General features: G+C 75.7%; 14 protein-coding genes. 6 read left to right on the top strand and 8 right to left on the bottom strand.

Annotated features, from left to right (window positions below):
* Positions 1–92 precede the first annotated feature (92 nt).
* Positions 93–1,835: a pyruvate dehydrogenase gene (locus DEF28_RS20495; protein WP_114399351.1), complete on the top strand. Its 1,743-nt coding sequence runs from the start codon at positions 93–95 to the stop codon at positions 1,833–1,835.
* Between the two features lie 25 nt (positions 1,836–1,860).
* Here DEF28_RS20495 and DEF28_RS20490 read toward each other — a convergent pair whose 3' ends face one another.
* Entirely contained in the window at positions 1,861–2,493 is a 633-nt protein-coding gene (locus DEF28_RS20490; protein WP_181874378.1) for an HAD family hydrolase, read from the bottom strand.
* A 121-nt stretch (positions 2,494–2,614) separates the two neighbouring features.
* The gene (locus DEF28_RS20485) at positions 2,615–3,154 is read right to left on the bottom strand and encodes a YbhB/YbcL family Raf kinase inhibitor-like protein (protein WP_114399352.1); all 540 of its coding nucleotides are present in this window, start codon (positions 3,152–3,154) and stop codon (positions 2,615–2,617) included.
* 227 nt (positions 3,155–3,381) lie between these two features.
* Between DEF28_RS20485 and DEF28_RS20480 the strand changes: the two genes are divergently transcribed.
* The gene (locus DEF28_RS20480; RefSeq protein WP_114399353.1) at positions 3,382–3,828 is read left to right on the top strand and encodes an ATP-binding protein; all 447 of its coding nucleotides are present in this window, start codon (positions 3,382–3,384) and stop codon (positions 3,826–3,828) included.
* Between the two features lie 53 nt (positions 3,829–3,881).
* Here the strand turns inward: DEF28_RS20480 and DEF28_RS20475 are convergent, their stop codons facing one another.
* Positions 3,882–4,601, bottom strand: a complete 720-nt coding sequence (locus DEF28_RS20475; protein ID WP_114399354.1) for a PIG-L deacetylase family protein — start codon at positions 4,599–4,601, stop codon at positions 3,882–3,884.
* A 329-nt stretch (positions 4,602–4,930) separates the two neighbouring features.
* Here DEF28_RS20475 and DEF28_RS20470 point away from each other — a divergent pair, with 329 nt between their 5' ends.
* From DEF28_RS20470 to DEF28_RS20460, 3 genes are all read left to right on the top strand, one after another.
* Positions 4,931–6,151, top strand: a complete 1,221-nt coding sequence (locus DEF28_RS20470; protein ID WP_220270053.1) for an ABC transporter substrate-binding protein — start codon at positions 4,931–4,933, stop codon at positions 6,149–6,151.
* A gap of 135 nt (positions 6,152–6,286) precedes the next feature.
* Complete coding sequence (locus DEF28_RS20465; RefSeq protein WP_114399356.1) at positions 6,287–7,183, top strand: carbohydrate ABC transporter permease; 897 nt, start codon at positions 6,287–6,289, stop codon at positions 7,181–7,183.
* A complete protein-coding gene (locus tag DEF28_RS20460) occupies positions 7,180–8,094 on the top strand; it encodes a carbohydrate ABC transporter permease (protein WP_114399357.1) in 915 nt (304 codons plus the stop codon). The genes DEF28_RS20465 and DEF28_RS20460 overlap by 4 nt, the downstream gene beginning before the upstream one ends.
* On the opposite strand, the gene DEF28_RS20455 is transcribed toward DEF28_RS20460, so the two are convergent.
* The 5 genes from DEF28_RS20455 to DEF28_RS20435 all read right to left on the bottom strand — a co-directional run bounded on the left by DEF28_RS20455 (position 8,084) and on the right by DEF28_RS20435 (position 15,755).
* Entirely contained in the window at positions 8,084–8,557 is a 474-nt protein-coding gene (locus tag DEF28_RS20455; RefSeq protein WP_114399358.1) for a MarR family winged helix-turn-helix transcriptional regulator, read from the bottom strand. The genes DEF28_RS20460 and DEF28_RS20455 overlap by 11 nt on opposite strands.
* Positions 8,558–8,607: 50 nt before the next feature.
* Complete coding sequence (locus DEF28_RS20450; protein WP_233515431.1) at positions 8,608–9,882, bottom strand: MFS transporter; 1,275 nt, start codon at positions 9,880–9,882, stop codon at positions 8,608–8,610.
* Positions 9,875–10,633: a DeoR/GlpR family DNA-binding transcription regulator gene (locus DEF28_RS20445; RefSeq protein WP_114399359.1), complete on the bottom strand. Its 759-nt coding sequence runs from the start codon at positions 10,631–10,633 to the stop codon at positions 9,875–9,877. Before DEF28_RS20445 ends, DEF28_RS20450 begins: the two co-directional genes overlap by 8 nt.
* A gap of 128 nt (positions 10,634–10,761) precedes the next feature.
* Entirely contained in the window at positions 10,762–12,327 is a 1,566-nt protein-coding gene (locus tag DEF28_RS20440) for an MFS transporter (protein WP_114399360.1), read from the bottom strand.
* A 197-nt stretch (positions 12,328–12,524) separates the two neighbouring features.
* On the bottom strand, positions 12,525–15,755 hold the full coding sequence (locus DEF28_RS20435) for a BTAD domain-containing putative transcriptional regulator (RefSeq protein WP_114399361.1): 3,231 nt from the start codon (positions 15,753–15,755) through the stop codon (positions 12,525–12,527).
* 124 nt (positions 15,756–15,879) lie between these two features.
* Here DEF28_RS20435 and DEF28_RS20430 point away from each other — a divergent pair.
* Positions 15,880–16,314, top strand: a 435-nt coding sequence (locus tag DEF28_RS20430) for a TetR/AcrR family transcriptional regulator (RefSeq protein WP_147281079.1), incomplete at its 3' end; no start/stop codon positions are given.

Here is a 16,314-nt window from a genome sequence, read left to right as displayed (position 1 = left end):
CCCCGCCGGTGCCCCTGCCCGGACGGGCGGCCGGTATGCGGGGCGGCCGCGCCGTGGCCGCTCCGATACGCCGGGACCCTCGGGGGTGTGGAATGGCACGGGAGAGCGTGGCCGAGCAGTTCGTCCGGATCCTGGTCGACGCCGAGGTCGAACGCGTCTACGGGGTGGTCGGCGACAGCCTCAACCCGGTGGTGGACGCCGTCCGCCGGACCGCGGGCATCGACTGGGTGCACGTCCGCCACGAGGAGGCGGGCGCGTTCGCCGCCGCCGCCGAGGCGCAGGTCTCCGGCCGGCTGACCGCCTGCGCCGGCAGCTGCGGACCCGGGAACCTGCACCTGATCAACGGACTCTACGACGCGCACCGCAGTATGGCGCCGGTCCTCGCGCTCGCCTCCCACATCCCCAGCTCGCAGATCGGCACCGGGTACTTCCAGGAGACCCACCCGGAGCGGCTGTTCACCGAGTGCTCGCACTACTGCGAGATGGTCGGCGATCCCGCGCAGATGCCCCGCACCCTCCAGATCGCCGTCCGCTACGCCGTGGGCCAGCAGGGCGTCTCCGTCGTGGTGCTTCCCGGTGATGTCGCCGACCGCCCGGCCGCCCCGGGCGGCCACGAGTACGACCTCGTCACCGAGCAGCCGTGCGTCCGGCCGGGGGAGGCCGACGTCGAGCGGCTGGCCGGCCTGATCGCCGACGCGCGGAAGGTGACGCTGTTCTGCGGCCGGGGCTGCGCCGGCGCGCACGACGAGGTCATGGAGCTGGCCGGCCGGCTCAAGGCGCCGGTGGGGCACGCGCTGCGCGGCAAGGAGTGGATCCAGTGGGACAACCCCTACGACGTCGGCATGAGCGGTCTGCTCGGGTACGGCGCCGCCTACGACGCCATGCACGAGTGCGACCTGCTCCTGCTGCTCGGCACGGACTTCCCCTACGACGCGTTCATGCCGACCGACGTCCGGATCGCGCAGGTCGACATCCGCGCGGAGAACCTCGGCCGCCGCTCCCGGCTCGACCACGCCGTGTGGGGCGACGTCGGTGAGACGGTCCGCGCCGTACTGCCGCGGCTGCCCGAGCGCACCGACCGGGCGTTCCTCGACCGGATGCTCCGCCAGCACACCAAGGCCCTGGAAGGCGCGGTGGGCGCCTACACCCGCGACGTCGGCCGGCACCGGCCCATCCACCCGGAGTTCGTCGCCGACCAGCTCGACGACGTCGCCGCCGACGACGCGGTCTTCACGGTCGACACCGGCATGTGCAACGTGTGGGCCGCCCGCTACATCACGCCCAACGGCCGGCGCCGGGTCATCGGCTCCTTCAGCCACGGCTCGATGGCCAACGCCCTGCCGCAGGCGATCGGCGCCCAGCTGCTGGACCGCGACCGCCAGGTGGTCGCGATGTCGGGCGACGGCGGGTTCGCCATGCTCATGGGGGAGTTCCTGACGCTGCTCCAACACGACCTGCCGGTGAAGGTGGTGGTGTTCAACAACTCCAGCCTCGGCATGGTGGAGCTGGAGATGCTGGTCGCCGGGCTCCCCGCGTACGGCACCGCGAACCGCAACCCCGACTTCGCCGCCATCGCCCGCGCGGCCGGCGCCGGCGGCATCCGGGTCACCGAGCCCGAGGACGTCCGCGGGGCGCTGGCCGAGGCGCTCGCCGCCCCCGGTCCCTACCTGGTGGACGTGGTCACCGACCCGCACGCCCTGTCCATGCCGCCCAAGATCACCCGGGAGCAGGTCACCGGGTTCGCGCTGTCGATGTCCAAGACGGTGCTGTCCGGGGGAGTCGGCAAGATGCTCGGCATCGCGCGCAGCAACCTGCGCAACATCCCCCGCCCGTGACGGGCGCCGGCGGGGCCGGAGCCGGTCAGAACGCGCCCAGCCGCGCGGTCAGGAACCGCTCCAGCTCCTCCGGGCCCGCGTAGTGGTGGGCGTCGATGCCGAGCCGCTTGGCGGCGAGGACGTTCTCCTCGCGGTCGTCGACGAACAGCGTCCGCTCCGCCGGCGTGCCCAGCTCCGCGAGCACCCGCCGGTAGACCGCGGGGTCGGGCTTGCACGCGCCCAGGTCGCAGCTGAAGAACAGCGCGTCGAAGCCCTCCAGGACGGGGTCGGCGCGCAGCGCCCCGGCGAGGGCGTGCGGGGCGTTGGACAGCAGGGCCAGCCGGACGCCGCGCGCGGCGAGCCGCCGCAGCGTCGCGGCGCTGGCGGGCGCGACCCGCAGCCAGGAGTCCAGGTCGGCCGCCGCGAGCCGCTGGACGCGGGCGAGGTCCCACTCGGCGCCGAGCCGGGCGGCCACCCGCCGCCAGTACTCGCTCGCGGCCAGCCCGGCGTCGTAGGGCGGCCGCTCCGCCCAGTAGGCGCTCCAGAACTCGGCGGCCGGCGCGTCGGCGAGCCGCTCCAGGCGGGCCCGCGCCTCGGCGGACGGCGGTTCGGAGACGACCTCGCCGTAGTCGAAGACCACCGCGGCGACGCTGGACGCGGGACCGCTCTCGTCGGCCATGCGGAACCATCCTGCCTTCCGTGCGGAACGGGGCTGTTCGAACACCCGACATGTTCGCATTCCGCCGCCCCCAGGCGGAAGGGGCCGCCGGCCGCGGCCCCCTCCTGGCGAGCGCCTCCGGCTACGCCACCTCGTACACCGGGGTGAGGACCGCCCGCCCCAGCGTGTGGAAGAAGAGGTTGAAACCCAGGTAGGCGGGGGTCGCGCTGTCGTCGATGCCCAGGGACTCCACGTCCAGCGCGTGCACCGCGAAGATGTAGCGGTGCGGTCCGTGGCCGGCCGGCGGCGCGGCACCGACGTAGCGCCTGCCGCCCGCGTCGTTGCGGACGGTGATCGCCTGCGCGGGCAGCCCGGAGGCGCCGTCCCCGCCCCCGGCGCCGGCGGGCAGCGCCGTGACGTCGGCCGGGATGTCGCACACCGCCCAGTGCCAGAAGCCGCTGCCGGTGGGGGCGTCGGGGTCGAAGCAGGTGACCGCGAAGCTGCGCGTGCCCTCGGGGAAGCCGCTCCACGCCAGCTGCGGGGACATGTCCGAACCACCGGCGCCCATCAGGCCGCTGACCTGGGCCGGCGCGAGGGCCCGGCCGTCGGCGACGTCGTCACTGGTGAGGGTGAACGACGGGACCTGCGGCAGATAGTCATATGGAGATGGCGGCTGCGCCACGGATGCCTCCCGATTCGGTGAGTGGGTTCGGTCCTCGGTTCTACCCCAGGATTATCGTGCGACGCCCACCGCTTCGGCGGTTCGGCCACGGCGGCCCCGCGACCAGGAGGCCGCGGCGGCGCGGCCGCGCGCACGTGGCGGCCCGCGCCCGCACGCCGCAGGGCCAGGCGCCGTACGGGCGGCATCCCGCCCGGCGTGGACGAGGCGGTGAGGAGCGCTGATCGACGGTGAACGTCGTCCCCGGTACCGCGCACGTGCGTACGGTGCGCTACGTCGCGATGCCCACCGCTGTGGGCTGCGCCCGCCGCGAGGCCGTGCAGTGCCTCAAGGACTGGGGGCTGCTCGACGTGGTGGAGACGGCTGAGCTGCTCGTCTCGGAGCTCGTCACCAACGCCGTCAACGCCACCGGCGACATCACCACCCGCACCCCGCGCTACACCGAGCTGCGGCAGCTGCGCAGCGTCGTGCTCCAGCTGCGCGTGGAGGGTGACGCGCTGCGGGTGTCGGTCTGGGACCCCGACCCGGGAGCGCCGACGCCGCGTGAACCCAGTCTCGACTCCGAGGGCGGCCGCGGCCTCTACCTGGTGGACATGATCAGCCGCCGGTGGGGCCACTACCGGCCGAGCGAGGCGGGCAAGGTCGTGTGGTGCGAACTGGCGCTCGCGGACGGCTGAACCGCCGCCGGGCGGCCGGAGCCGCGCCGGACGGCGGGGGCGCCCGGCCGTGCTCAGCCCGTGACGACCCGCTGGAACGCCTCCGCCGACCGTCCCTCCGGGAGGCCGGCCCGCGCCGCGTTGGCGGCGAGACCGGTCCGCAGCCGGCGGACGAGCCCCGGCACGTCGTCGATCTGGCTCGCGTGCCGGGCCAGGGCGGCGAACTTGCGGTCCAGCGTCGCCGTGACGTCGGTCCAGTGGTTCGGGGCCGGCGAGCCGACCAGCCACACCTCGCGGACCGTCCACGGGGCCAGGCCCTCCTCGGCGAGCAGCCCGGGGTGCGCGTGCGGGTTGCGGGCGTCGGGATAGACGGCGTTCAGCGCGGCCTCCCCCGTGGCCAGGTGGTCGGGGTGGCTGACGGCGATCCGCTCCCAGTTGCGCTCCGGGCTGGGCATGACGACGAGCTGCGGACGCACCTGCCGGATCACCCGGGTGATGTCGCGGCGCAGCTCCAGGGACGCGACCACCCGGCCGTCGGGGCGGCCGAGGAAGCGCACGTCGGCCACACCGACGTCGGCCGCGGCGGCGCGCTGCTCGGCCCGGCGCACCCGCGCCATGTCGTCGCCGTCGCCGTCGCGCTCGTCACCGCCGGCGTCGCCGTCGGTGACCAGCAGGTAGGTCACCGCCACGCCGGAGTCGGTCCACACCGCCACCGTCCCCGCGCAGCTGAAGTCGGCGTCGTCGGGGTGCGCCATGACCACCAGCGCCCGCCGCACCTCGCCCTCGATCGGCATCGCGCCCTCCGTCCCGCCGCCGGTCCCATGCTAGGGCGTGCCCGGCGGGCGCCCGCGGAGCGAGCCTGGGCGGCGAGGAAGGAGTCGCGGTCCGGTGGGCCGGTACCGGAACCGGCCGCACCACAGTCGTTATTTCCTACCTATAAAGTGGACTATGGGCGGCGGCGTCCGGATGTGCGTACGGCGCCGTACGCGACTACGTTGTCACCTACGGTGACGGCCGGTCGGGGCCGTGCCCCGGCCACCGCGCGGCCGGCCACGGCGTAAAGGAGCAGGGCAGCATGGCGCACCGGTCACCCTTCCCCCACTCACGGCGGACGTTCCTACGGATGTCCGGCCTCTCGGCCGCCGCGCTGGTCGCCGCCGGCTGCGGTTCCAACACCGGACGCCCCGGCAGCGCCCAGGGCGACGAGCTGGTGCACTGGTACCACCAGTACGGCGAGGACGGCGTGCGGCAGGCCGTCGAGCGCTACGCCGCCGAGTTCGAGGGCGCCGACGTCCGCGTCCAGTGGACCCCGGGCAACTACGACACCAAGCTGCAGTCCGCGCTCCAGGGCAGCGGGCCGCCCGACGTCTTCGAGTACCAGACCAAGGTCGACCTGGTGCGGGCCGGGCTGCTGGAGCCGCTGGACGACGTCATCGCCGACGCCAGGGACGACTTCACCGAGGCGGCGCTCGCCTCGCACACCGTCGACGGGACCGTGTACGGCATCCCGCAGGCGGTGGACACCCAGGTCCTGGTCTACCGCCGCAGCCTGCTGAGCGACGCCGGCCTGGAGCCGCCGACGACCTTCGACGCCCTGCTGGACGCCGCCCGCACGCTGACCGGCGGCGACCGCAAGGGGCTGTTCGTCGGCAACGACGGCGGCGTGGCCACGCTGGCGCCGCTCGCGCTGTTCTCCGTCGGGCTGGCCTACGTCACCGACGACCACCGGGTCGGATTCGCCGAGCCCGAGGCGGCCGACGCCTACGGGCGGCTGCGCGAGCTCTTCGAGAGCGACGCGCTGCTGCTCGGCGCGCCCACCGACTGGTCGGACCCGGCGGCCTTCGTCCAGGGACTCACCGCGATGCAGTGGACCGGCCTGTGGGCGCTGCCGCAGATCGAGGAGGCGTTCCCCGGCGACTACGGCGTGCTGCCCTGGCCCCGGCTCATCGACGCCGGGGCCGACTCGGTGCCCGTGGGCGCGTTCGGCGCCATGGCCTACGCCGAGGGCGCCAAGGTCGACACCGCCAAGGAGTACATCCGCTGGCTCTGGGTGGAGCGCACCGACCTCCAGGAGGACTTCAACCTCGGCTACGGCTTCCACATCCCGCCGCGCCGCAGCATTGCCGAGAACGCCGACGCCCTGGCGGAGGGGCCGGCCGCCGACGTCGTCCGCTACGTCGACGAGCTCGGCCGGACGTCCAGCCCGCCCGAGTGGACCCCGGCCATGGAGAGCGTCCTCAAGGACGCGCTCACCCGGATCATCAAGGACGGAGCCGACCCGGAGCCGGAGCTGCGCGCCGCGGCCGAGGGCGTCCAGGACGAGCTCGACCGGCTCTACGGATAGCGGCCGCACCGCCGGCCGCCCCTGCCGCCGATCCGCGGTGGAACGACGAGAGGACACGAGCGTGGAGGACGCCCGTTGAACGGGAGCGCGCCGGCGGCGCGCGGACCGGGCCGCCGGCCGCGCGCCCGAGGTCCGGTGCTGGACCGGCCGGCGGTGGCCTTCTGGGTCTTCGCCGGCCCCTTCACGGCCGGACTCGCGCTGTTCACCGTGGTCCCGGTGCTGTGGAGCGTCTACCTGAGCTTCTTCGACGCCCGCAACACGGTGGCCCCCACGACCTTCGTGGGGCTGCGCAACTACACCGACATGCTCACCTCGCCGGCGTTCCTGGACAGCCTGCTCACCTTCACGGTGTTCGCGGCGTGCACGGTGCCGCTGATGTTCGCCGGCTCGCTCGCGCTGGCGCTGCTCCTGCACCGGGCGCGCTGGGCGCAGCCCGTCCTGCGCTCCGTGTACTTCCTGCCCGCCGCCTGCTCCTACGTGGCGGCGTCGCTGATCTGGAAGCTGTCGATCTTCAACGGCGTCCGGTTCGGGCTGGCCAACACGGTGCTCGGCTGGTTCGGGGCCGAGCCGGTGGCCTGGCTGTCGGTGACCGACCCGCCGTGGTACTGGCTGGCCCTGGTCACCGTGCGCCTCTGGCTGCAGGTCGGCTTCTACATGCTCATCTTCCTCGCCGGCCTGCAGCGCGTGCCGCGCGAGCTGTACGAGGCGGCCTGGGTCGACGGGGCCGCCACGGGCTGGAGCACGTTCCGGCACATCACGCTGCCGCAGCTGCACGCCACGTCGGCGGCGGTGTTGCTGCTCAACCTGGTCGCCGCCTACCAGGCGTTCGACGAGTTCTACAACCTGCTCGGCACCGACGGCTACTACCCGCCCTACGCCCGTCCGCCGCTGGTGTACCTGTACTTCACCGCGCTCGGCGCCGGCCAGGACTTCGGGCGGGGCAGCGCGGGCGCGGTGATCCTCGCGCTGCTGATCGCGCTGGCGACCATGGCGCAGGGGCGGTTCCTCGGATTCGGACGGAGCAGGGCATGACGCGGGTCGCCGGTCAGCGCGAGGAGGCCGCCCGCCCGGCCGCTACGGCCGCCGACCGGGCCCGCCGGGACCGGAGGCGGCGCCGGGTGCGCGGCGCGGTCGGCGGGGCCGCGCTCTACGCCGCCCTGGGCGCGGCGGCGCTTGCGTTCCTGCTGCCCTACTACCTGATCCTCCGCAACGGGCTGGCCACCCAGGAGGAGATCACCTCGCCGGACTGGACCCCGCTGCCCGCCGACCCGCAGTGGGGCAACGTCACCGCGCTGTTCGCCGCCGACTCCCCGATGCTGACCGGCCTGGCCAACAGCCTCGTCGTGGCGGTGCTGCAGACGGGCGGCCAGCTGCTGGTCTGCTCGATGGCGGGCTACGCGCTCGCCCGCATCCCCTACCGCCACTCCGGCGCCGTCTTCGGCACCATCGTGGCGACGCTGATGATCCCGGCCGCCGTGACGTTCGTCCCGACGTTCGTGATGGTGTCCTCGCTCGGATGGGTGTCGTCGCTGCGCGGCCTGATCGTCCCCGGCCTGTTCAGCGGCTTCACCGCGTTCCTGTTCCGCCAGTACTTCCTCACCTTCCCCCGGGAACTGGAGGACGCCGCGCGGGTCGACGGGCTCGGCCACTGGGGCACCTACTGGCGGGTCGTCGTGCCCAACACGCTGCAGTTCTTCGCCGCCATCGGCGTGATCACGTTCATCGGCAGCTGGAACGCCTTCCTGTGGCCGCTGGTCATCGCGCAGGACTCATCGTCGTGGACGGTGCAGATCGTGCTGTCCACCTACGTCACGGCCCAGACCCTCGACCTGCCGGAGCTGTTCGCGGCGGCGGCGGTGTCGGTGCTCCCGCTGCTGCTGATGTTTCTGTTCCTGCAGCGCTACATCGTGCGCGGCGCGGTGGAGAGCGGCATCAAGGGGTAGCCAGCGGCGGCCGCTCGGGGGCCGTGGGCAGCGCCGCCAGGGCGCCCACGAGCGGGGCGAGTCCGGGCTGCGCGCGGGCGTCCTCCAGCGCCTCGCGCAGCGCCTCGTCGTGCGTGGGGCGGGCGGCGTCGAGCAGCCGCTGGCCGGACTCGCTGACCTCGGTGTAGATCCCGCGCCGGTCGGTCGGGCAGATGTAGCGGCTGAGCAGCCCGCGCTGCTCCAGCCGCGCGACCAGGCGGGTGGTGGCGCTCTGGCTGAGCACGACGGCGTCGGCGAGCTGGCGCATGCGCATGTGCCAGCCGTCCTGGCGGGACAGCGCGTCGAGGACCGCGTACTCGCTCACGCCGAGCCCGTGCCGGGACTGCAGCGCCCGCTCGACGCGGATCTCGATCCGCGCGTGCAGGGCGGCGAGCGTCCGCCAGCCGTGCGCGCGGGCCTGCGCGTCGTCGTCCGGCAGCGACATGCCCACCTCCTCGATGCGGCGCGCCTCGCGCCCCTCCGATGCCTCGGAGTCTAGGGCGTCGGCGCGGGGGGCCGCCGGGGCGCTTCCCCGGGCCCGCCCCGCTCGCCGGCCGGGCGCAGGACGGTGGCGCCGGCCCCGACGGCCAGGGCCAGCACCGCCGGGACGGCCAGGCCCACCGCCAGCCCCGCGAGGTGCGCGATGGCGCCGATCACCACCGGACCGCTGAGCAGTCCGACGTAGGCGACGCCGGCGACGAACCCGAGATTGCGGCCGGCCCGCCCCGGATCGTGCCGGACGGTGGCGGTGAAGACCTGCGGCACGATGCACGACAGCCCCAGGCCCAGCACGGCGAAGCCGGCGAGCGCCACCGGGGGCGTGGGCACCAGCAGGCCAGCGCCGAGGCCGGCCGCCGCGAGCAGCCCGCCCGTGCGCACCACCGCCACCGGGCCGAAGCGGGCGGAGAGCCGGTCGCCGGCCAGCCGCCCGGCCGCCATCATCGCCGAGAAGACCGAGAACGCCGCGGCGGCGAGCGCGGGCGAGGCGCCGAGGTCGTCGTGGAGGTACACGCTGGACCAGTCGAGCGCGGAGCCCTCCGCGAGGAAGGCGCACAGGGCGGCAAGGCCGTAGCAGACGATCCGCGGCGAGGGGCGGGGGGACCGGGGCCGGCGGCCGCGGGGCGGAGCGCTCGCGGCAGGCGCCTCCGCGTGGTCGCGGCCCGGCAGCAGCGGGCCCCGCGCCGCCAGCGCGAGTACGAGCAGCGCCAGGGCGGTGATCCAGAAGGTCGCCGCCGCGCCCAGACCGGCCCGGGCGGCGAGCGCGCCCGCCCCGGCTCCGGCGAACCCGCCGATGGAGAACGCCGCGTGGAAGCCGGCCATGACGGGGCGGCCGTAGCCGCGCTCGACCCGTGCCGCGTGCACGTTCATCGGCACGTCGATCAGCCCGTGGCCGGCGCCGACCGCGAACAGCGCCGCGAACAGGGCCGGCAGCGACGCGGCGTGCCCCGGACCCGCGAGCGACAGGCACCCCAGCACGGCCGCGACCGGCATGACCGCGCCGCTGCCGAACCGGTCCGACAGGCGTCCGGCGACCTGCATGGCCGCCAGCGCCCCCACGGCCAGCCCGAGCAGTGCGACGCTGAGCGCGCCGTCGTCCAGCCCGGCCTGGCTCTTGACGGCGGGGATGCGCGACGCCCAGGTGGCGGTGATCATGCCGGCGAGGAAGAAGTACGCCCACACCGCGGCGCGAGCCCGGCGCAGCGCGGGGGAGGGCTGAGCGGCCGCGGCGGGGGATCCGGCTCTTCCGGCGTGGGGAGCCGGCTCAGACACGCAGCACCGTCACGCCCGCCGCCTGGATCCCGGTCACGATGTCGTCCGGCGCGGCGGTGTCGGTCACCAGGGTGTCGATGCGGCCGACCGGCCCGACGTAGCCCATGGTGACCCGGCCGAGCTTGGCGGAGTCGGCGGCCAGCACCACGCGGCGGGCCGAGCGCATGGCCGCGCGCTTGACGGCGACGTCGCCGAGGTCGTGCGCGGTGATGCCGTCGGCCACGGACAGGCCGCAGCAGCCGAGCACGACGGTGTCGAAGCGCATGGCGTCCAGGGACGACTCCGCGAGCGGGCCGGTGAACGACAGCTCGCCGGGGCGCACCTCGCCGCCCGCCATGAGGATCCGGGCCTCGCGGCCGACGCTGAGCGCCTGCGCGGCCTGCAGCGAGAGCGGCATCGCGGTGATCCGCCGTTCGCCGAGCACCCGGGCCACCTCGGCCGCGGTGGTGCCGCTGTCGACGGCGACCGCCTGTCCGTCGGCGACCAGCTCGCCGACGGCGGCGGCGATCCGCTGCTTGGCCGCCACGGACTGCCGCTCGCGGACGGCGTAGGGCGGCTCCTGGCCCCGGGGGAGCAGGCTGACCGCGCCGCCGTGCACCCGCCGCAGCACCCGCTGCGCCGCGAGGCGATCGAGATCGCGGCGGATCGTCATCTCCGAGTGCCCGGTGAGCCGCGCGAGGTCGGCGACGCTCACCTCGCCGTCTTCGCGCAGCCGGCGCACGATCGCGTCCATCCGTTCAGGACCGTCCATGCCATTATTCAAACACACATATTGTTCGTTTTGTTGATCTTCGCACTAAGTCAGTGTTCGAATGGTGATGGTCGGCGTGGTCACCGCCGCGGTACGCCGTCCCGGCGCCGCGGCGGTGACCGTCCCGCTCAGGACCGGGGCGCGGCCGCGTCCGCCGACGGGTCGTGCGCCCCGCCGGCGGAGTCCGGGATCACCTTCGGCACGTCGCGCAGCGCGTACAGCGCGGCCGCCGCGACGGCGGCGAGCAGCGCGCCGGCGACCGCCATGGTCACTCCGATGCCCGTCAGGAACGCCTCCCGCGCGGTGGCGGCCACCGCCTCCGCCGCGCCCGCGGGCAGGCCGGCCGCCGCGTCCAGCGCCGCGGCGAGGGAGTCCTCCGCCGCCCGCCGCACGTCCTCGGGAACGCCGGCCGGCAGCTCGACCGAACCGCGGTACGCGCCGTTCAGCACGCTGCCGAGCACCGCGATGCCGAGCGCGCCGCCGACCTCCATGCCGGTCTCGGAGATCGCCGCCGCGGCGCCCGCGCGCTCTCTGGGGACCGAGGCGAGCACGGTGTCGTTGGTGACCGCGAACGCCAGGCCGGTCCCCAGCCCGAACGCGAGCATGGCGGCGACCAGCAGCGGGATGTCGGGCTGGGTGTCCAGCCGGGTGTAGAACGCGAAGCCGAGCGTGGCCAGCCCCAGCCCCACCGCGACCGCGCGGGCGCGCCCCCACGACGCGATCAGCCGGGCCGAGAGCACGCCGCCGACGAGCCCCGCCAGCGCGCCCGGCAGCGTCATCAGACCCGCCTGCAGCGGCGACCAGCCCAGCACGAGCTGGAAGTACTGCGCCATGAGCAGCGACATGGCGAGGTTGGCGAACATGGCCACCACCGCGCAGCCGATCGCCCCGGCGAACGCGCGCCGCCGGAACAGCCGGACGTCGATCAGCGGTTCGGCCAGCCGGGTCTGCCGCCGCGTGAAGACCACCAGGGCGGCGACGCCCACCAGCAGCGCCGCGCCGGCGTCGAGCCCGGCCGAGCCGTGCGCCGCCTCCTTGATCGCGTAGATGACCGCCACGACCCCGACGACGGAGAGCGGCACGCTCAGCGCGTCCAGCCGCCCGGGGGCGGGGTTGCGCGACTCGGGCAGCACGACGGCGCCCACGGCGATGACCAGGATGACCACCGGCACGTTGATCAGGAACACCGCCCCCCACCAGAAGTGGTCCAGGAGCACCCCGCCCACGACCGGCCCGAGCGCGAAGCCGCCCGCGTTCGCGCCGCTCCAGATCCCGACGGCGGCGGTGCGCTCGCGGGGGTCGGTGAAGGCGTCCCGGATGATCGACAGCGTCGAGGGCATGATCGTCGACCCGGCCACGCCCAGGAGCGCCCGCGCCGCGATGAGCGCCTCGGGCGTGGGCGCGTAGGCGGTCGCCACCGAGGCGGCCCCGAACAGCGCCGCGCCGATCAGCAGCAGCCGCTTGCGGCCGATCCGGTCCCCGACGTTGCCCATGGTGACGAGGAGCCCGCCGAGCGCGAACCCGTAGACGTCGGCGATCCACAGCAGCTGCGTGGCCGACGGCCGCAGGTCGGCGGTCAGCGCGGGCACCGCCAGGTGCAGCACGGTGAGGTCGAGGGCGAGAAGGAGGGCGGCGAGGCAGGCGATGGCGAGCGTCGCCCACGCGCGCGCCCGGCTGATCGGAGGATGGTTCATGCCACCACGGTGCGCGGCCGCGCTGACCGCGGCCGCACCGCGCGCTGACGGCGCCGGTCAGCGCGCGGTGCGGGCAGGGATGGACGCCCGTCGCCGTCCGTTCACCGCCCACGGCGCGGACGTGCCGGGTCGGTCCGCGGACCGGCGTGCGGACCCGCGCCGGTCCGCACGCGGAAGCTGGCCGCACCACCCGCGCCTCATGCGCCGTGCCGGGCCGTCAGCTCGGCGAGGACCGCCAGTGCCTGCTCGCGGGTCAGCTCAGCGGCGGTGCGGTGCGCGTGCTCGAAGGCGGTGTCGCCGACCAGGGCCCGCGCGGCGGCGGTGACGCGTCCGACGTCGGGGTCGGCGGCCACCGCGCAGCCCCGCAGGACACGCCCGGTGCCCAGGAGCCGGGCCGCCTGCCGGCCGTCGCCCCGCAGAAGCGCGACCCCGGCCAGTGCCTCGACCGCCGTCGGGGCGACCAGCAGGGCGTTGGGGCCGGCCAGGGGACCGGTCGGGGCGAGCGCGGCGAGGACGGCGCCATGGTGGTCCCGGGCGCGCGCGGCGTCACCTTCGAGCTCGGCGATCCGGCCGAGGGCGATGTGCAGCCGGGTGCGGGCGTCCTCCGCGCTGAACCAGCCCGTGGGGCAGTCCCGCAGCGCGGTCTCGAAGCGCAGGCGCGCCCCGGCAAGGTCGCCGTGCTGCCGCGCCACCTCGCCGAGGCCCAGGTGCGCCAGCGCCAGCTGCTCCGGGCTGCCCGCGCGGCGGGCGAGCTCGGCCGCCCGCTCGCCGTCGCTCCGCGCTCCGGCGAGGTCCCCGGCACGCAGGCGGCCCGCGGCGCGCTGGCACAGCACGTCGGCCATGTCCTCGGCGGCGTCGAGCGCCCCGAACAGCTCCAGGGCCTCGGCCGCCATGGCCGAGGCGGCGGCCCAGTCGCCCCGCCAGGCGGCGAGCGTGCCGAGCTCCGAGAGCGCGATCGCCATCCCCCAGCGCTCCCCGACGGACCGGAACCCCTCCAGGCCGGCGGCGAACTCGCGCTCGCTCTCCGCGACCCGGCCCTCGGCGAGCCGCCGGTAGGCCAGGCCGGTGCGGACGAGCGCCTGCACCCACGGATCCCGATCGGTGGCGAACCGCTCCAGCGCGATCATCCGCGGGCCGCGCTCGCCCGGGACACCGGCGAAGCGCCCCCACAGCACGAGCAGGAACGGGTGGCGGAGCGGGCCGGACAGGCCGCCGGCCAGGCGCTCCTCGTCCACGGCGCGGTCGGGCAGCAGGTCGGAGGGGGCGGTGGCCGCGACGAGCGCGCACAGCGCGTACTCCTCCTCCAGGCCGGCCGGCGGTTCCGCGGCGAGGTCCTTCAGCAGGTCGCGCGCCACCGCGGCGCCCTCCACCCGCCGGCCGCGCAGCCACCAGTAGGACGTCAGGGCGGCGAGCATCTCCAGCGCGAACTCACGCTCGCCGGCCCGCACCGCCCAGCGCAGCGCGGCGAGGATGTCGTCGTGCTCGGCGTCCAGTCGCCGCAGCCACTCCAGCTGACCGGAGCCGCGCAGCCGGGGTGCGGCGGCCAGCACCCGGCCGCGGTGGTAGAGGGCGTGCGCCCGCCGCGTCCGCTCGACCTCCCCGGCGTCCGCGAGCCGCTCGGCGCAGAACGCGCGGACCGTCGCCAGCATGCGGAACCGCTGGGGGTCGTCTCCGGCGGCCTCGACCAGGGACTTGTCCGCGAGGCCGGTCAGCAGGTCGACCGCCTCGGCCTCGGAGACCCCGCAGACCCGCGCCGCCTGCTCCACGGTGGCGCCGCCGGCGAAGACGGTGAGCCGGCGGGCCAGCCGCCGCTCGGCGTCGTCCAGCAGGTCCCAGCTCCACTCCACCACCGCGCGCAGCGTGCGGTGCCGCGGCTCGGCGGTGCGGCTGCCCCGCGACAGCAGCTGGAAGCGGTCGTCCAGGCGGGCGGCCACCTCACCGACCGGCAGCGACCGCAGCCGGGCGGCGGCCAGCTCGATCGCCAGGGGCAGCCCGTCCAGCGCGCGGCAGATGTGCAGCACCGCTTCGGCGCTGCCCCCGTTGACCGTGAAACCGGGCCGCACGGCGGCGGCCCGCTCGGCGAACAGCCGGACGGCCGGGAAGCGCGGCGCCTCCGCTGCCGGGACCCCGGGGGGCGGGAGCGCCAGCGGGGGCACCGGGCACAGGGTCTCCCCGGTGATGCCGAGCGGCTCCCGGCTCGTGGCGAGCACGCGCAGCGCGGGGCAGGTGCCGAGCAGCCGCCCGGCCAGCCGCGCGGCGGCGACCACCACGTGCTCGCAGTTGTCCAGGACGAGCAGCAGCCGCCGCTCCGCGAGGGCCGCTGCCAGCCGCTCGGCGGCGTCGGCCGGCGGGGGCGGCCCGCCGGTGACCAGTGGGGGCAGCAGAGCGGCGTCGCGCAGCCCCAGGGCGGCCGCCACCGCCTGCGGCACGACGTCGGGGGACTCCACCCGCCCCAGCTCGACGAAGCAGACGTCGACCGGCCGGCGGGCGGCTGCCTCGACGGCCAGCCGGGTCTTGCCGGACCCGCCGGGGCCGGTGAGGGTGACCAGGCGGGCCGTCTCCAGCAGGGCGACCACGCGTTCCAGTTCGGTGTCGCGCCCCACGAAACTCGTCAGCTGGGCGGGCAGCACGCTGCGGCGCGGCGCGGGCGGTGCGGGGGCCGGCTCGGCCCGCAGCACGGCGAGCTGCGCCGCAGCGAGCTCCGCGGACGGCTCGATGCCGAGCTCGTCGACGAGTCGGCGCCGCGCCTCCCGGTACACGGCGAGCGCCTCGGCCCGGCGTCCGCGGGCGTGCAGGGCGCGCACGAGCTGCGCCGCCGGCCGCTCCCGCAGGGGGTGCGCGGCCACCAGTTCCCGGAGCTCCGCCACCAGGGCGCCGTGCGGCTCCAGGGCGAGGTCGGCCTCCACGCGGTCCTCCACCGTCGCCAGGCGCAGCTCCGCGAGGCGGGCCGCGTGCGCGTCGACGTGCGGCGCGCCCGACGCCGTGCCGGCCATGCCGGCGAGGTCGGCCAGAGCGGGCCCGCGCCACAGGGCGAGCGCCTCGCGCAGCAGGGCCGCCGCCCGCCGCGGGTCGCCGGACGCGAGCGCGTGCCGGCCCCGCGCGGCCAGCCGCTCGAACCGGTGCGCGTCGACGTCCTCGGGGGCGACGGCGATCCGGTAGCCGCCCGGCAGCCGCTCCACGAGCTCGCGGCCGCCGCTGACCGGGCGCAGCGCGCGGCGCAGCCGCGAGACCTGCGACTGCAGGGCGTTCGCCGCGGCGGCGGGCGGCTCGGCGCCGTACAGGCCGTCCAGGAGCCGGTCGGTACCGACCGGGCGGCCGGCGTCGAGCAGCAGCAGCGCGAGCAGCGCCCGCACCCGCGGTCCACCGACGGCGAGCGGGCTCCCGTCGGCCAGCCGCACGTCGACCGGGCCCAGAATGCCGAACCGCATGGCTCCGAGTATCGCCCACCGGCAGCGCGGGATCGGCCCGCCGCGTATGTGTACAGATGTACGGTACGTTTGTACAGTACATACGTGCAGTACACCCGTCTATTTTCCGGTAGGGTCGGCGGCCATGGGACAACGTGAACAGCTCCTGGCCGGCGCCCGGCGCTGCCTGGACGAGATCGGCTACGCGCGCACCACGGCCCGCGACATCGTGGCGGCCGCGAACGGCCACCTGGCCTCCATCGGCTACTACTTCGGCTCCAAGGAGGCGCTCCTCAACGCCGCGCTGCTGGAGGCCCTGGACGAATGGGGTGAGAAGGCCGTCCAGCAGGCCGACCCGGCCGACGCCGCCGGCACGCCGGCCGAGCGGCTGACCGCCATGTGGCAGCAGGTCGTCGAGTCGCACGAGACCGACCGGCCGATGCTGGTCGCCAGCACCGAGGCGTTCGCCCAGGCCGAGCGGACGCCGGCCATCCGCGCGCAGATCGCGGCCGCCTACGAGCGCTCCCGCACCCGGATGGCGGCCGAACTGCACGGCGTCGATCCCGAGGTCGACCAGCGC

This window comes from Marinitenerispora sediminis, from assembly GCF_003336425.1.
Taxonomy (GTDB): Bacteria; Actinomycetota; Actinomycetes; order Streptosporangiales; family Streptosporangiaceae; genus Marinitenerispora; species Marinitenerispora sediminis.
Note: the sequence above shows the minus strand (reverse complement) of the source record. Positions and strands in the feature narration are given on the sequence as shown.

Bases quoted from the DNA above. Each gene is read 5' to 3' on its own strand.
- DEF28_RS20440 (WP_114399360.1), bottom strand. From the start codon at position 12,327: ATGAACCATCCTCCGATCAGCCGGGCGCGCGCGTGGGCGACGCTCGCC.
- DEF28_RS20445 (WP_114399359.1), bottom strand. From the start codon at position 10,633: ATGGACGGTCCTGAACGGATGGACGCGATCGTGCGCCGGCTGCGCGAA.
- DEF28_RS20470 (WP_220270053.1), top strand. From the start codon at position 4,931: ATGTCCGGCCTCTCGGCCGCCGCGCTGGTCGCCGCCGGCTGCGGTTCC.
- DEF28_RS20495 (WP_114399351.1), top strand. From the start codon at position 93: ATGGCACGGGAGAGCGTGGCCGAGCAGTTCGTCCGGATCCTGGTCGAC.
- DEF28_RS20490 (WP_181874378.1), bottom strand. From the start codon at position 2,493: ATGGCCGACGAGAGCGGTCCCGCGTCCAGCGTCGCCGCGGTGGTCTTC.
- DEF28_RS20460 (WP_114399357.1), top strand. From the start codon at position 7,180: ATGACGCGGGTCGCCGGTCAGCGCGAGGAGGCCGCCCGCCCGGCCGCT.
- DEF28_RS20475 (WP_114399354.1), bottom strand. From the start codon at position 4,601: ATGCCGATCGAGGGCGAGGTGCGGCGGGCGCTGGTGGTCATGGCGCAC.
- DEF28_RS20435 (WP_114399361.1), bottom strand. From the start codon at position 15,755: ATGCGGTTCGGCATTCTGGGCCCGGTCGACGTGCGGCTGGCCGACGGG.
- DEF28_RS20455 (WP_114399358.1), bottom strand. From the start codon at position 8,557: ATGTCGCTGCCGGACGACGACGCGCAGGCCCGCGCGCACGGCTGGCGG.